Here is a 16981-nt window from a genome sequence, read left to right as displayed (position 1 = left end):
ATTGGGAATATTGAAAACCTGGAAGCGCAGCTGTATGGGTGTGTTACCAATGCCCAATACCCAATACCCAATACCCAATATCGATTATTTAATAATTAATTTTTTTACGAGTTTTGGCAACGGAGTGGGAATACTCACAGTTCCCGAAAAGCTTGAACTATTTCCAGGTAATTCTGCTGGTAAACCCTCTGTACTTGCGCTCAAAGTTCTTCCCTTATCGTCGGTAACGTCCAAGAAGCTATACAAAAAACGTACAGATTCCGAACCCTTATTTTGCATTTTCACGCGGAGAATTAAATCTCCACCGGAAAATTTCGCCGACTGTACCGCAAAGCTAACACCTTGATTTTCCGCATTCACGGGGAATCCGGCTTGGGGTTTTTCTTCTACTTCCTTGGGTTTCTCCTCTGGCTTTTTCTTATCCGCTTTACCATCTTCATCCTCATCTTCTGGCTTTTCCGACTTTGCGGCTTTGGTTTTGCCTTCAATCCGTGCCTTAACAATTTTTAATATCTCTTCTTCCCTTAACAATGCCACACCTGACTGTGATGTGTTACCAGCCTTCCCACTCGCAAATTTAGTAGTTGGACGAGCATCAGGTGTTGTCACACCTTTGAGAGCTTTACTACCGATATCGAAACCCAAAATAGCGCTTACAGAGCCAGCACCTAACATTAGGGTCAATAAAATCAACGTTAGCAGCACAGTAGAATTAAGTTTCATCGCTGACAATACTCAAGATTTTCGTTCATTAGGGGCTATCTAAAATTACCGAGGTTATTGGACTCGAAGTTTAAGTGAGCTTAATCAATATTAGTTTGCACTATTTCACTGTGAAAGTATGTAGTATGAAAATCTGATAAATTATTATCCCCCTTAGTGCTAGAACTTGCCATTGAGGGTCTGATACCTGATTTCATCTCCTGTAATCTCAAGATTACAGGAAAAATATTCGTGGAGCGAGTTTACTTGTGTGGTGTCTGTCTGCTGATTAATTTCTCGTCCCTTCAAAAATGACTCGACAGCCAACAGAAGTTTAATTGCGATCGCCCTTAGAACCACCGCGTAACTACCCTCCGCGTTTAAAAGCCAAATTCCAAACTGCTTTTAGTATAGTCCCTCGGCATTCAACATTAAAAAAATAGAGAGAGTAATTTTTCTCAAACTTATCGACATTACTGGCAGTTTGTATCTTCACACCAAAACTGTATCAATGTCAGAATAAATATTGTCAAAAATTAGTAAATGTATTTTTCATGACTACACATTTCGTTAATAGAAAATATACCATTAGATAAAGTTACTTTTATTAAAAATTAACGTAAGTATTATTGCTAAATTATCTTCAGACTGAAAGTAAATTCATCTAATAATTTGAGACAATAAACAAGGAAAATATTATGGAGATAGATTTACAGAAATTTTACCGCGCCACAAATCCAAGTAAAACACTGATTGTAGAAAATATTCAAGACCAAAAATATTACATTGATTTTTCTTCCGTAAGAGGTGGAAAGATTATTGAAGAGTTGAGAGATAATATTACTTTTTTTTCTCCTGAAGAACCAACTTGTCAGCTATTCACTGGACATATTGGTTGTGGGAAAACTACAGAACTTTTGAGATTGAAATTAGAGTTAGAAAACGAAAATTTCCATGTAGTTTATTTTGAATCTAGTGAAGACTTAGAAATGGCAGATGTGGATATTGGTGATTTTTTGTTAGCTATTGCCCATCATGTCAGCGAAAGTCTCTCAAATCTGGGATTAAATGAACCTAGCAAACTCAAAGAATTAGTTCAAGGTGCTTGGAAAATCTTAAATTCAGAGGTAACAGGGGCAAAAGCAAAAATTCCCGGAGTTGGTGATGTGGGTTTTAGTTCCGAAAAAGAAAAGTTTTCCCTTTCTATGGGAATCGGGGAAATTACAACTAAAGCAAAAAATGATGCGACATTACGAGAAAGACTGAATCAATATCTAGCACCACAAAAAAACCGACTTTTAGAAGCGATAAATTCTGAATTATTAGAACCAGCAATTGCCAAACTCCAACAGCAGAATAAAAACGGGTTAGTGGTAATAGTAGATAATTTAGACCGCATCGATAGCCGTCCGAAACCGTGGGGAAGACCACAACAAGAGTATTTATTTATCGATCAAAGTGAATGTTTAACTAAATTACATTGTCATTTAGTTTACACCATGCCCTTAGCATTAAAGTTTTCAAATGATTACAATAACTTGACTCAACGATTTCCCGAAGACCCAAAAGTGTTACCAATGGTAACAGTAAATATGCAGGATGGTAGCAATTTTGAACCGGGATTAGTGTTGTTGCGTCAGATGGTTTTAGCTCGTGCATTTCCCGAATTAAATTCATGCGATCGCATCGAACATATTACCAAAATATTTGATTCGTCGGCAAGTTTAGACCGTTTGTGTCAAGTCAGTGGTGGACATGTGCGCGATTTATTAAGATTATTAAATAATTGGATTCAACGGGAAAGAAAACTTCCCCTACGACGAGATACATTAGAAGCTTTGATTCGTGTTCGTCGCAATGAGATGACAATGCAAATTTCCGATGATGAATGGGAATTGTTGCGACAGGTACGTAAGCGTAAAAAAGTTGGTGGAGACAGGGATTATCAAGCACTAGTTCACAGTCGCTTAGTATTTGAATACCGTAACCATTTTGGAGAATCCTGGTTTGATGTTAATCCAATTTTAATGGAAGCAGAAGAGTTAAATAGTTAAAAAGTAGAGTGAGTCGTCTATATAAATATATAAATATATAAAAATTAGGAATTGAAAAAGGAAAATTTTATGAATGACGAATTTGGAGAAAATAAAAAAAAGGTAGAAAAAATACAAGCAATCCAGAAAATAGCAATAAATAAAACCCTTCCTTCCTTTACTCCTAATTCCTCATTAGAAGAACTTGCTTGGACATTAGAAGCTTCCCAGGGTGAATTTAGATTAATTTTGGCTAGATGTAACTATCTAAGATTGCGATCGCGTCTTTTAAGGAAATTGCAAAAGTTGACTACGACTAATATTCAGCTTCTGACTTTAAAAAAAACTGATAATAGTTTATACAAAAAAATTTTTCGGTATTCTCAACATAAAGATGCATTAATGGTATGGGGTTTGGAGTCAGTACAAGATTTGGAAAAATTATTAATTGCAACTAACCAAGTTCGTGAAGAATTTCGGAAAAATTTCAATTTTCCTGTGGTTTTATGGGTTACAGATGATGTATTAGCCAAAATTATACGTATAGCTAGCGACTTTGAAAGTTGGACTACAACGATTGAATTTCGCATTTCCACAGACGAATTAATCCAAACTCTCCAACATGATACCGACGCAATTTTTAATATTGCACTTGTCTCCGATAAATATTCAATTGGTTGGCAAATGGGATATTTACGTCGTAGCCAAATCATCAGATTTTATCAAGATTCACAACTTATTTTTCAGCAACTCGAACCTGGATTACAAGCAAGTGTATATTTTGCAATGGGGCAAGATGCTTATTTAAAAAATCAAATTGATACAGCATTAGATTTTTATCAGAAAAGCTTAGAACATTGGGTTTTGAATATTGAAGATGACAAAGTTTCCCTAATACATACTCCCAAATCTCCCATTCTACGTGCAGGAATACTACTTTTTTATATTGGTTTATGCTACTTTCAAAAAGGGGAAGAAAACGTCAAAAAATCCCGTGATTACCTATTACAAGCAAAATCTTACTTTCAACAATGCATTACTATCTTTACTGAAGCAAATCAACTAAATTTAGTTACTAAATTTATCAATCCTTTAGGTGAAGTACTACAACGTTTAAAAGCTTGGGATGATTTACAAAGTCTTGCAAAAACAGCTTTGGATTTGCAGAAACTATATAGTAATCCTACAAGAGTTGCACGTGCTTATGGTTTTTTGGCTGAAGTTGCCATTAGTCGAGAATTGTGGTTAGAAGCAAAACAAAATATATATCAAGCACTACATTATGGTGCTAAAAGTTCACCCAGCAAACAACAAAACCAGGGATTATATCTATTATTACTTGCCGAAGCTGAACTCAATTTAGGACAGATTCAACTAGCAGAAAAACACCTACAACTAGCACAAAATATTAATAGCGAAGAATACCCCCAGCAATATATTCGGATTTTACAAAAATTGCGATCGCACTATTGGCACAAGCATGATTATCTGGAAGCTTTTCGTGCGAAACAGGAAATCCGTTCTATCGAACAACAATACGGTTTTCGTGCATTTATTGGTGCAGGAAAAATTCAACCTTACCGCAAACACCGAATTTCTTTAACTCAGATAATCGAGACAGATAATAACAATCTATTACAAGTTAATATAGCTAAAGAAATTACCGCATCTCGACGGAAAAATGATGTAGAAAAATTATTGGAACGTATCGCACGTCTCGACTATAAACTTATTGTTATTCATGGATATTCTGGAGTTGGAAAAACTTCATTAGTCCAAGCAGGATTGGTTCCTGCACTCAAGTTAAATCAGAAAAATACTTGCGAAATTATCCCGATATTAATTAACTTTTATCCAAATTGGGTGAATGAATTAGAAAAAAAAATAGCAGTAGAATTCAATGAAGGAAAAAGTCAGCAAGTTATAAATAAAGAGCTACTATCCAATCATTTATTTAATTCTAATTATCTATATTCACTAGAAAATATTCTCAAAAAATTACAAGAATGTCATCAAAATAATTTACGAATAGTTTTAATTTTTGACGAATTTGAAGAATTTATTTTTACCTATAATACTCGTTATTTACGACAGCATTTTTTTGATTTTTTAGGAAAATGTCTCAATATCCTCAACGTGAAAGTTATTTTATCACTTAGACAAGAATATTTACATTACTTACTTGAATGCAATCATATTCCCAGCATGGATATTATTAACCATGATATCCTGTGCAAAAATATTCTTTATGAAATCGGCAATTTTACTCCAGATGAGGCAAAATCCTTAATTAAATGTTTAAGTGAACATTCTAATTATCCTTTAGAAACTAAATTAATTGAAAAATTAGTAGAGGATTTATCTGCAAAATTTGGTGAAGTTAGACCAATCGAATTACAAATTGTTGGGGCACAATTACAAACAGAAAAAATTACCACACTAGCACAATATCAACAGTACGAAAATCACAAACAATTAGTAAATCTCTATTTACAAGAAGTAGTTAAAGACTGTGGTCAAGAAAATCAGCAAATAGCAGAAATGATACTAGATTTACTAGCAGATGAAAAAGGTATACGTTTGATTAAAAAACGTTCTGAACTGATTCGTGATTTGAAATTAATAGTTACTCAAAATAATCAAAGCCAAGAAAATTCAAAAATTAATATCGAAGATACTAAAATAGACCTAATTTTCCAAATATTTGTCGCATCGGGAATTGTCGTTTTAATATCAAATAATCTCGATGATAGAATAGATGACCAGTATCAACTAGTTCATGACTATTTAGCCGGATTTATTCAAAAACAACAAAGACCAAAATTACATGATTTGATTAATCAACTTAATCAAGAAAAACAACAGGATAAAAATATTCTCAATCATCTCAACAATCTGAATAGTTTTTACAAAATAGCACTGATGATGACATATTTTATCATTCTAGGATTATTGATATTAAGGTAAAATATAAACCCATATCCCCAACTTATAGAAAATGCCGAGGAACCGCATCAAACCTTGCTATAATTGCAGTCAAACCCCTTCACTTCTCTATCGAGTCAAATATGATAAAGAAGGAAATTGGACATTTCTTTGCCTTGAATGCTGGCAGCAAATTAGCCAAAATAACCCTTTTTACCTATATGGTGGAACTTGGAAAGCAAAAAAGAAATAAAAAAGGGTTTACTTATTTGAGTAAACCCTAAAAATCTAGATATTATTTAAGTCGAATTATCAAACTCTACTGTGCTTTATTTCCAGCAACCTTAGCTTCAACCTTCACAGTTTTGATACCTTCAAATTTGTACTCTTTGACAGCAGGTTCAATCTTCTTCAAAGTTGCTGCATCGGGAACAGTACCCTTAATCGTCAAAACACCATCTTTCTCTTCCACATCAAGCTTGCTTCCAGGGAATTTCTTTTCAAGATTATTCTTAACGATGGTTTTTGCACCACTAGCAGAACCTTTCACAGCAGTACCCGCTTTGTCAACAGTACCAGTCGCAGCAGTTTTAGTACCTTCTGCTGTATTTTTAGCTGCGGTTTGAGTTGTAGAAGCTGCTTCCTTAGCTTTGTTTACAGCAGTATCGGTTGTAGAAGAACCAGCATCAGAAGTCTTTGATGCATCTTGGCAACCAACTGCTCCAACTACCAAAATACCGCTAATTAAAAGAGGGATGAATTTTTTCATGTCTATCTCCAAATTAAATAAGTGAAGTGAAGTGAAGTGATGAATCCGAAAGTGTGTGGAACTGAGGAGCAAATCTAAAAAAAAGATTAAATTTGAAATGGCAGAGAGGTTATAATTCAAATAACTACAAACTGAATAGTTGATAGCTTTATCTGGCTCGGAAAAAGCCAATTTGAGAAAGCTAAATTTCAGTGACAGTAAGAAATTACGCCACAAAAACAGAAGTAGAGCAATAGGTCAAACATTAACTTGGCTGGGGTCTCAAGTCAATCTACCAGCATACAATACAAAATCTTTGTTTAACGGTTATTTGATGTTATCAGATTTCCAAACAAATGGTTTATCTTCTCCCTGAGTCAAATAAGTTCTGCATTATTGTATTGCAGTACTTTTTTATTTCAATTCGTACCTTTCGTGTAAAAATTGTATTATATAATACTTTGTGCTTTTTGAGTACAGGAGTATGGGAAAATCAGGAGGTTTACTCTTACCCTCCGGAAATTGCCCCTAATATGTTCGGTTCTACGACTTTCGAGATTAGGGAAATTCTTATAACGTCGTAGGTAGATATATATGCCTGTCAAAACTGTTAATATCGCTCGCTAACCAAGGAGTGAAAAATTGTGTATAAATGGATTCTGCCAAGTTTGAGTGAAGTTTTAGCTGCCAACCAAGTCAATATGGCTGCTGGTTCCTCTGCAAGAGCAGAACGTCAGTGGCGTTTAAGTATAGCAGCAACGGAAAAGTTGTTATTAAATACACTTGTAACGACTTCTCCCCATACTAATGATAACCAGAATAAGGGATTAATTTTAGCTGCTCCAGCACCAGTATTTAGTCAACTAAAACCGATTCATAACCTGGAAACAATTACTTTTACGGCAAAGCCATTTAACCCTTTGGCATTAATGCCGTTTGAAATGCCTACAGTGGTGGAAAAATTAGAAACATCTCCAAGTGAGGCAGTACTACCGTTACTTGCAGCAGATCCATTAGGAAAAGAGCAGTTTTGTCTAATTTTTACTTCTAAATTTCAACTAGTGCTGGTTTTGGCAGAAGATGAGAATGGAGCGAAAGTATTTTCATTTTCCTTTGAACCAGAAGTAGTACAACAAGCATGGAAAGTTTTAGGGGCTAGAGTGATGCTAGTTAACCCCGATGAATTTGTTCATTTAACAGAGTTGGTGCAGAAATACATCATACCTGCGATCGCACCTGATTTTCGCATCGTCATGCAATTTAGCCAGCTATTACTGGCACAACTTCCCGAAGAAGACGATAATTTTGTGAAAGGGCAAGAAGAAAAAGATAATAACGAAGCATTTCATAATTCTTTACCTCCTACCTATTGTCAAGAACAACAGTCTTTATCCCCTAATCTCCCTTGTTCTTCCCATCGTTCAGATGTGGAACTATTACAAGCATTTGCCCACGAGGTTCGTACTCCTTTGGCAACTATTCGCACGGTGACAAAATTGTTACTCAAACAAAAGGATTTACCAGCAAATGTGATTAAGCGGTTGGAAATTATCGATCGGGAATGTACTGAACAAATAGATCGAATGGAGTTGCTATTTCGGGCAGCAGAATTAGAAACATCGACTTCAACAAATACACAAGGTACGCAATTAGCACCAATGTGCTTGGAACAGATATTACAACAAAGTATTCCTCGATGGCAACAAGCTGCAAGTCGTCGTAATTTAACTTTGGATGTGGTGTTACCGCAGAAACTACCTACTGTGGTGAGTAATCCGAATCTGTTGGATCGGGTTTTGACGAACTTGATTGAGAATTTTACCCGAAGTTTACCTGCTGGTAGTCGGATACAGGTTCATGTTATTCCTGCGGGGAATCAATTGAAGCTACAGTTGTTACCGCAATTAAGTGATGAGGATACTGCAAATGCTGTATCTTGTACTCCTCCAATTCGGAAAGCGATCGGACAATTGTTGATGTTTCAACCGGAAACGGGAACGATTAGTTTAAATTTGGCGGCAACTAAGCATTTATTTCAAGCGATTGGTGGTAAGTTGATTGTGCGTCAACGTCCTCAGCAAGGGGAGGTTATGACTATTTTCTTACCTCTGAATAGTGTTGATGATTCTGGTATTGCTGTGGGGATGGAATGTTTTAAGGGTACGATTTAAGTGGTTCTTCATTATAGCGATCGCTATAATAAAACCAGTATCGCTAAGGGAAAATCAACAATGCCCATTACGCTCGATCTGCCACCAAAAATTGAGGCACTGTTGCGACAGCGTGCCGAAAGTACCGGGCAAGATATTTCGCAAATGGCACTCTCCGTTATGGCTTTGGGGCTGAGTTTGGACGATAATGATTTTTTTGAGGCTTTAAAGGGAATCCAACGTGGGCTTGATGATTTCGAGCAAGGGCAATTTTCGAGTTTAGAGGACTTTGTGAATTTTTTCAAGTTAACATAGCCATCGCTAGATAGTTATATATCGATGCGTCTGCAAGATTGCAGTTTAACTTTCTCAAGTGAGAGGAAGTGCGATCGCAAAGTGACTTCCTTGGAATATCACGAATTCTATTGTGATGTCGCAACAGTTTTTTTTGAGAAGTTAGAATTCAAAGTGATTTTTTTCAAGTTCGCATAACCATCGCTATATAGTTATCTATCGATGCGCCTGCGAGATTGCAATTTGATTTTCTCAAGTGAGAAGAAGTGCGATCGCGGTTTTCTATTGTTATGTCGCAACAGTTTTTTTTGAAAGGTAGATTCAAAGTGAATTTTTTCAAGTTCGCAGAGCCATCGCTACTTGGCTATCTATCGATGCATATGCGAGGTTGTAAAAATCAAGTTATTAGCCGTTTGTAGTATGATTTAAACTGAGGAAATCTTTCTAGATAGGGAACCAAGAGCGAAACTGTCACACAGATATAATTAGAAGCGAATTAATTTAGCTAATGTTTGGGCTAAGTAGATTATTTGATGAACTTATCTCTACAAATTCAATATCTACTAATTGCAAATCCCAAGATGTCATGTTTCTAAATAATTTCCGTGCAAAATTGTATCAAGAAGTGCAGTTATGGCGTGATGAAGGTATTATTAATAATCTTACATACGAAAAACTGAGTAAACGCTATCAATTCGATCGGATTGAAGTATCTAAGGCAGAAAAATTCGTTTTTATTGTGATTGCTTTAGGTGGTTTGTTAGTTGGTTTGGGTGTAATGATTTTTGCTGCTGCTAGCTGGGAAGCATGGGCAAAAGAAGTTAAATTAGGATTATTTTTAACTATATTATTCGTCACTAATATTATCGGATTTTTTTTGTGGCAAGAACCGATTAAAGCGAGATTATCAGGGAAAAATATACAACGACGTAAAGGGATTATTGGACAGAGTTTATTAATTTTAGGTGCGTTGTTGCTGGGTATAAACCTGTCACTAGTAGCAGAAATATTCCAGCTAAATTCGGCAAATTATGAGTTGTTTTTAGCATGGGGTTTTGGTGTCGCGATCATGGCTTATGGTTTACGCTTAACTCCACTGGCAATACTCGCTTTAATGTTGCTACAAATTGGCTATTTTATCGGTTTGAATGAATTACAGTTCGTGGTTAATGAGATGAACTGGAGTCGGATTGTAGTCGAACATATGCCATTATTATTATGGGTAGTTTTTGTCCCGCTAGCGATTTTATGCAAGTCGCGATGGGTTTTCACTTTAGGCGCGATCGCATTCACTTTTACTCTACAATTTAATGTTAGTCCCCTCAAATATCTGAATGATCAGAGTAGTTATCCTTGGTTTGCATCGTTTGCGTTTGCAATTCCTCCTGCTTTGCTGTGGAGCTACGATGATTTGCTATTTCCGAAAGTTGATTATCGCTGGTTTCAACCATTAGCACGTAGTCTAGCAATCTTATTTTTTTGTATATTTTGTTATGTTTTTGCATTTAGCTGGTATTGGCAATCTGGATTCTCAACCCTAGTTTTAGCTCCTCCAACAGTCTCAAAATTGAATTTAGCAGTTTTAACCGATGTGATTTCTCTCAGTATAATTGCAATAGTCCAATGGATTTATTTACTACAGCAAAGATTTAACTGGATGAATCCGATAATTCTCACAGGGATTGCGATCGCGGTATTTACACCTTTTTGGTATAGTCTCAAGATTAATAATCTAGAAATAATTCCAATTCTGCTTTTTAATATTCTCTTAGCTATCATTGCTATTAACTTAATTAGTCAAGGAATAGAATATAGGGAAAGGTTAGAATTTTGGGCTGGAATGATGATGCTACATCTACAAGTTATTAGCAGAATTTTTGAATATAATACAGATTTATTATTCAAAGCTTTTATTGTTACGGTTTGCGGTATTGTCATTCTTATCGCTGGATTACAGTTTGAGAAATATCTAGTTTTCCGAAGACAGTGAAAATAATTAAAAATAAATTATCAACCTAACGATTTAGCTGATTTTCACCAAACTGCTCACACACTAATGAAATCTAACGAACCCAATTTTAATAAATATTCTCGAAATACAGAAATATCAAGCTCTGTTCAAAATAATTATTTAAATTCAACTAAATTAACCCCATTTTGGTATTTATTACTTTTATTATGCATACAAACAGTAATTATTTTAGCATTCCCAATTACTCGCTTATATACCCAATATACAGGGAAGAAAGTTATTATTCAAAGCATTCCTATGTATCCATCCGATACATTGCGGGCTAAATATCTGGTTTTAGAATATAAAATTTCTCGACTGGAAACATTGAGTAAACTGCCAGGATGGAAAGAATTAATTAATCAATATCCTGGTACTAATGCTCAATATTATCCGATAGCAGAAGGAACAAATATATATGTAATTATGCAGCAGGATAAATCTAAATCCCCAGTTTGGGAACCTATACAAATTACCAATACTCTGCCAACAAAACTACCAGTAAATCAAATTGCACTGCATGGAACATATCGTTATGGTTCAATTATTTATGGCTTAGAAAAATATCAATTTTCTCAAAAAGAGGCTGATTATTTTAATCAAGATACTTTTCAAACCCGACAAATCAACTTAGGAAGGCAACAACCAATCACAATGGAAATCAAAGTTGATATATGGGGAAATGCAGTACCAATAAGTATGCAAGGAAAAAGCTCGCGTAACTAGAAATTATGATAAGAAGGAAGATAATTAGATAGAAAAGTTGTAATTATCACTGCTTTGTGAATACTGGTATTGGAGATGCGATATGCCTCCGGCATTAAGCTCCGCTTATCGCGGCATTCCTACGGAGTATTGTAAGTTATTTTTTTAAACATCAGAAATAAAAAATCTAGGACGGGAAATATTTGGGGAAAGACTATACTGTTCAAAAAAAATCCATTGTAAAATTCGCGTTTTTAAAAGCAGGTTATCGCTGGGTAATAACTTAGTACCTTCAGCAAGATAGGTTAATATCGCTCCAGATTCCGATATATAGACATCTGGTTGAATTTCCAACACAGGTATTTTTCCTGCGGGATTTTTCTGCAAAAATTCCGGTGATTGTGTTTCTCCACGAAGATGATTGACATTGATGCGATCGCACGGAATTTCTAGTTGATGCAAAAGTCAGCGTATTTTGTAACAGTTACCAGATTGAGGAGCATCATAAAGCTTATATTGCATTAGTTGTTTTTCCTAATTGTTGATAATTTTTATAACTTTTTCAAGCGAATTCTAAATTATTTGCCTACAAAACTCATGAAATGCATATCTTAAGATTAATTGTAGTTATTTACCTGTAGTCATAAAATTATTCCCAACTTCCAAAGTTTATATTATGCGTGTTTTACAACAATTTACCCAGGTTAGCATTACTGCCGTTTCCTTAAGTGTATATTTATATAGTCAGTTTACTAATCAAATTGCCTCTGCGGCTTTCCCTGCTCCCCTTCGCAGCAAACAAGGAATGGTGACTTCTGCCCATCCTCTGGCAAGTGATGCGGGTTTACAAATGTTGAAAAAAGGTGGTAACGCAGTCGATGCAGCAGTCGCTACGACATTTGCCATATCGGTTGTCGAACCCTTTTCCGCAGGGATTGGAGGAGGGGGATTTTTGTTGATATACCAAGGGAAAACAGGCAAAATTGAAGCGCTAGATTTTCGTGAAAGGGCACCAATCAAAGCTAGTCGAAATATGTATTTAGATGCTCAAGGTAAAGTACGGGAGAATTTGAGTACTAATGGACATTTGGCAGTGGCAACACCAGGTACAGTTGCGGGTTTATATGAAGTGCATCGGAAGTACGGAAAACTGCCTTGGAGACAGATTGTACAGCCTGCAATTACCCTAGCACAAGATGGTTTTATCCTCGCACCTAAAGTTACCCCCCGTTCGATTACCGCACAGGAAGGCAGAAAAAAAGTCATTCTTGCTAATCCCGCAGCCAGAAAAATTTTTACCCGGAATGGGGATTTTTATCAACCTGGTGAAAAGTTAGTTCAACGGGATTTAGCCCAGACTTTGACGGAAATTTCCCGAAATCCCCAAAGTTTTTATACTGGGGGAATTGCAAAAGCCATTAGTTCAGATATGGCTAAAAATGGTGGAATTGTCACCTTACAGGATTTAAAAACATACAAACCCATTTGGCGAAATCCAGTTTGTGGTAATTTTCGCAACAACCGGATATGTTCAATGCCACCACCATCATCAGGTGGAGTACATTTATTGCAGATATTAAATATAATTGGTGAGACTAATTTGCAAGCATTAGGATGGCATCATCCCGATGCACTGCATTTGCTTGTGGAAGCGATGAAGATTGCCTATGCAGATAGGGCTAAACTTTTAGGTGATCCTGATTTTGTCAAAGTACCAGTTGCTCAATTAATTAGTCCAGAATATGCCAAAATCCGACGGCAGCAAATCGATATGGAACGTGCTAAACCATCGAGTCAAGTCAAACCTGCTGATACTGGATTAAATTTAAAATCTAATATCCAAAATCCACAATCCAAAGCTTGTACTGAGGGTACGGAATGTATCAAAAATCTAACATCCTATGAGTCGCAGGAAACGAGTCATCTTAACGTTGTAGATGGTCAACGAAACGCCATTAGCCTCACCTTTACAATTAATACAGGATTTGGTGCGGGAGTTGTCGCAGAGGGTACAGGAATACTCTTAAACAACGAAATGGATGACTTTGCGATCGCACCAGGAATACCTAATTCCTATGGGTTAGTTGGTAATGAAGCAAATGCAAATGCGATCGCACCTCGCAAAACTCCTCTTTCCAGTATGACACCTACTATCATCACTGAAAATGGCAAATTACGGATGGTGACGGGAACCCCAGGAGGTAGCACTATTATTACCCAAGTACTGCAAGTGGTTCTTAATGTTCTCGAATACAAAATGAATGCTAGTGCAGCAGTTTCCGCACCTCGTATTCATCATCAATGGCTTCCCGACGAATTGCGTGTTGAAGCTTTTGGTCTGGATACAATGACACTTCAAGAATTGCGACGACGCGGACATAATATAGTTGAGAAACCATTTTGGGGTAACGCAAATATTATTTTAGTCAACCCTGATGGCATTCTAGAAGGTGCTACAGATACCCGTGGAGAAGGAGAACCAAGAGCATTTTAACCCACGTAGAGACGACCCGGTGGGTCGTCTCTCAAAAAATTACAAATTACAAATCACAAATTACAAATCACAAATCACAAATTTTCCTTTACCTAAAAACTGGATACAACTTCCCAACCTTCCTTTAATAACTTCTGAAATGTTGCCATACCTTTAGAACCACCAGGTATGCGGTGATCGGGTACAGAAAATTGTGGAAATGCTGTATAAGGTAGCCAAGATTCTTGTGTTTCAGTCTGCAAATGTAAAATTTTCTGACCATTTTCTTCGCCAAACTTCGGCAACCAACACATCCGTTTCTGCATGGCTATCTCCTGAATTTTGAATAATATCAAACCCCTCTCCCCTTGCTAACGGGAGAGGCTTAATCATTGGGAGAAATTACGGTTTTAAGCGTTTAGTATCTCACTCAACAAGCACATTTTGGATACCTTTTTATTTGGAAATTCCTTGTGGTAAAAATTATGGTTAGATGCGTAATCCCAAATGCATCACCTGTTGTATTTATCTACAATTTGGGATTAAATGTCTGATTCTATCCTATGCTTTAACATTCAATCAATGAAACAGATGCACAAGTTGAAAGGCAATTGAACCTTAATTGATATAATATTATATATGATTTAAAAATATGTGTGTATTTGTAATTACTTTTTTATAATTTCAATGTATTATTCCATTTTTCTTATAAAATAGTAATTTAAATAACGATAATTGACTCTGTATAAACTGACAGTTGTCTAGCGAATATTGTTTGTTTATTAAATTAAATAAAAGGGTAAATAATTAAATTAAATAGAAGGGCAAATAATTAAGTTAAATAGAAGGGCAAATAATTAAGTTAAATAGAAGGGCAAATAATTAAATTAAATAAAAGGGCAAACAACCGTTTGCCCCTACAATGGATTTTGGTTGGGATATATACAAAATCGATACAGAATATTTACACCGTACTTGAGTACAATCTATTACCAATAATACTGCGGATATCTGTGACAACATTATTGTATTGAGAATCAGATAAAACAGGTTGTGAATTTTGCAAATTTACAGTTCGCTCTATATCAATCCACGACTTACAACCACCATATTTTTCCAGATATGGAATCTCTTCTACTTGTCGAAGTTTATATGCACGCAAAAGTAAAATAAATAACGGTTGATTAGCTTTCCACTTCAAGCGATCGCAAATGAAATCGTCATTCCAAATATGAAATGGTAATAACCGATTTACCGTATCTTCGTCACTGATTGGCAAAATATCTGTAATTTGAGCAAAACTACTAATTTTAATCGTCTCCGGATGCCAGCCAGATGTAACAGGACATACCCGATTAGCATACTCCGGTTTGAGTAAAAATTGTTGCTGGTGTTCGTAAGTAGGATACAACAGAACTTGTTCGTGGGCAACCTGAAAACGTCCTCCCCGTTCGTGAATACCACCTTTGCGAAGTAGCATAATTGTACTGCCAACTTCCAAAGCTTGAATTGCGATCGCCCATTCTTTGAGGGCATGAAAAGTAGTGGTCAATTCTTCCATAATATCTACTATTACTCTGATTTTATTGAACATTGAGTTAGGTAGACTTAAAAACTATCTAAAGCATCATCTAGCCAATTAAACATTTAAACGAGGGAAACATGGAAAAGCGACGTTTGGGAACATCTGATGTGCAAATTACACCCATTCTTATGGGTACTTGGCAAGCTGGTAAACGTATGTGGACAGGTATTGAAGATGCAGACTCCATCAAAGCCATCCGAACTGCATACGAAACAGGTATTACCACTATTGATACGGCAGAGGTTTACGGGGAAGGACATTCCGAACGGATTGTTGCCGCAGCCTTAGCCGATGTGCGCGATAAAGTAGAATATGCTACCAAAGTTTTCGCTAACCATCTTAAGTACAATTTAGTCATAGAAGCTTGCGAGAATTCACTTAAAAACCTGGGAACAGATTATATTGATTTGTACCAAATTCACTGGGCTTCAGGTGCTTTCAATTCGGAAATTGTGCCAATTCAGGAAACGATGGGTGCTTTAAATGACTTGAAAACACAGGGTAAAATCCGAGCCATTGGGGTTTCAAATTTTTCCCGTGCCCAACTCGAAGAAGCGAGTCAGTACGGACGTATTGACAGTTTACAACCACCCTATTCTTTATTTTGGCGTTACGTAGAAACCGATGCAATGCCTTATTGTATTGAACAGCAGATTTCAATTTTAGCTTATTCACCCCTCGCACAGGGTTTACTAACGGGTAAATTTCCCCCAGGACATAAATTTGCACAAGGGGATAACCGTGCTGATAATAAATTATTTCAGGGTGAAAATTTTCAACGTGCCCATCAAGCACTAGAAAAACTTCGTCCCATTGCCGAAAGTCATGATTGTACCCTCGCACAACTTGCGATCGCATGGTTAATTTCCCAACCTCAAAGCAATGCCATAGTCGGGGCAAGGAATAGCGAACAAGTTACAGCTAATGCCTCTTCTACAAACGTCAAGCTTTCAGATCGAGATTTACAGCAAATTGATGCGATCGCACGTATTGTCACTGACCATTTGGATAATAATCCCGTAATGTGGAATTGGAATTAAGTATAAATGCGGGACTAGTATTAATTAATTCATGGGTGTAACGAAAACAGGGATGGGTTTTAGGTAATAGTAAACCATTCTTAAATACGGTTATGGGATGTGGGAAACAGGGCATAGCAAATTTAATCAGATTGAAAATTATACCAATTTAAAAAATAACGCCACAGATGGGTTTGTATATGTTGCAATGATTTCTTGAATTAGTATTAGCTGCAAAATGAAAAATTTCGATTACTTGTTTCCCATTACCCATTGCCCACTGCCCACTGCCCACTGCCCCATTCCCCAATCAAATGATGACGCTTTGTGTATGAC

14 protein-coding genes are annotated in these 16981 nt (G+C 36.2%); 9 read left to right on the top strand and 5 right to left on the bottom strand.

From position 1 onward, the window contains the following. Nucleotides 1-84: 84 nt before the first annotated feature. Nucleotides 85-723 carry a hypothetical protein gene (locus CK510_RS11805; RefSeq protein WP_095721894.1) on the bottom strand — a complete coding sequence of 213 codons (639 nt, stop codon included), beginning with the start codon at nt 721-723 and terminating at the stop codon, nt 85-87. 677 nt (nt 724-1400) lie between these two features. On the opposite strand from CK510_RS11805, the gene CK510_RS11800 reads away from it, so the two are divergent. The 3 genes from CK510_RS11800 to CK510_RS32745 all read left to right on the top strand — a co-directional run bounded on the left by CK510_RS11800 (nt 1401) and on the right by CK510_RS32745 (nt 5913). After that, nucleotides 1401-2756, top strand: a complete 1356-nt coding sequence (locus CK510_RS11800) for a P-loop NTPase fold protein (protein WP_095721893.1) — start codon at nt 1401-1403, stop codon at nt 2754-2756. Between the two features lie 69 nt (nt 2757-2825). Then, nucleotides 2826-5702: an nSTAND1 domain-containing NTPase gene (locus tag CK510_RS11795; RefSeq protein WP_095721892.1), complete on the top strand. Its 2877-nt coding sequence runs from the start codon at nt 2826-2828 to the stop codon at nt 5700-5702. Nucleotides 5703-5733: 31 nt separating this feature from the next. Then, nucleotides 5734-5913: a DUF8622 domain-containing protein gene (locus CK510_RS32745; RefSeq protein WP_095721891.1), complete on the top strand. Its 180-nt coding sequence runs from the start codon at nt 5734-5736 to the stop codon at nt 5911-5913. A gap of 66 nt (nt 5914-5979) precedes the next feature. Here CK510_RS32745 and CK510_RS11785 read toward each other — a convergent pair whose 3' ends face one another. Next, nucleotides 5980-6429, bottom strand: a complete 450-nt coding sequence (locus CK510_RS11785; protein ID WP_095721890.1) for a BON domain-containing protein — start codon at nt 6427-6429, stop codon at nt 5980-5982. Between the two features lie 623 nt (nt 6430-7052). On the opposite strand from CK510_RS11785, the gene CK510_RS11780 reads away from it, so the two are divergent. The 4 genes from CK510_RS11780 (at nt 7053) to CK510_RS11765 (ending at nt 11589) form a co-directional block, all read left to right on the top strand. After that, nucleotides 7053-8579, top strand: a complete 1527-nt coding sequence (locus CK510_RS11780; RefSeq protein WP_095721889.1) for a sensor histidine kinase — start codon at nt 7053-7055, stop codon at nt 8577-8579. Continuing rightward, a complete protein-coding gene (locus tag CK510_RS11775; protein WP_245912081.1) occupies nt 8580-8873 on the top strand; it encodes a hypothetical protein in 294 nt (97 codons plus the stop codon). A gap of 565 nt (nt 8874-9438) precedes the next feature. Next, nucleotides 9439-10842 carry a DUF2157 domain-containing protein gene (locus tag CK510_RS11770; protein WP_158224888.1) on the top strand — a complete coding sequence of 468 codons (1404 nt, stop codon included), beginning with the start codon at nt 9439-9441 and terminating at the stop codon, nt 10840-10842. Nucleotides 10843-10908: 66 nt separating this feature from the next. After that, nucleotides 10909-11589 carry a GDYXXLXY domain-containing protein gene (locus tag CK510_RS11765; protein WP_095721886.1) on the top strand — a complete coding sequence of 227 codons (681 nt, stop codon included), beginning with the start codon at nt 10909-10911 and terminating at the stop codon, nt 11587-11589. Nucleotides 11590-11733: 144 nt separating this feature from the next. Here the strand turns inward: CK510_RS11765 and CK510_RS11760 are convergent, their stop codons facing one another. After that, nucleotides 11734-12030, bottom strand: a complete 297-nt coding sequence (locus CK510_RS11760; RefSeq protein ID WP_095721885.1) for a glutathione S-transferase family protein — start codon at nt 12028-12030, stop codon at nt 11734-11736. 214 nt (nt 12031-12244) lie between these two features. Between CK510_RS11760 and ggt the strand changes: the two genes are divergently transcribed. Next, entirely contained in the window at nt 12245-14062 is a 1818-nt protein-coding gene (ggt, locus tag CK510_RS11755) for a gamma-glutamyltransferase (RefSeq protein WP_095721884.1), read from the top strand. Nucleotides 14063-14154: 92 nt separating this feature from the next. Here the strand turns inward: ggt and CK510_RS11750 are convergent, their stop codons facing one another. Then, entirely contained in the window at nt 14155-14367 is a 213-nt protein-coding gene (locus CK510_RS11750; protein ID WP_095721883.1) for a hypothetical protein, read from the bottom strand. 638 nt (nt 14368-15005) lie between these two features. Further along, complete coding sequence (locus CK510_RS11745; RefSeq protein WP_095721882.1) at nt 15006-15602, bottom strand: DUF1802 family protein; 597 nt, start codon at nt 15600-15602, stop codon at nt 15006-15008. 101 nt (nt 15603-15703) lie between these two features. Between CK510_RS11745 and CK510_RS11740 the strand changes: the two genes are divergently transcribed. Beyond that, nucleotides 15704-16666, top strand: coding sequence for an aldo/keto reductase (locus CK510_RS11740; RefSeq protein ID WP_095721881.1), 963 nt, complete (start codon nt 15704-15706; stop codon nt 16664-16666). The last annotated feature ends 315 nt before the right edge of the window (nt 16667-16981 follow it).

Source organism: Brunnivagina elsteri CCALA 953 (assembly GCF_002289455.1).
Classification (GTDB): Bacteria; Cyanobacteriota; Cyanobacteriia; order Cyanobacteriales; family Nostocaceae; genus Brunnivagina; species Brunnivagina elsteri.
The sequence above is the reverse complement of the archived record's forward strand: the minus strand, read 5'-3'. Positions and strand labels throughout refer to the sequence as shown.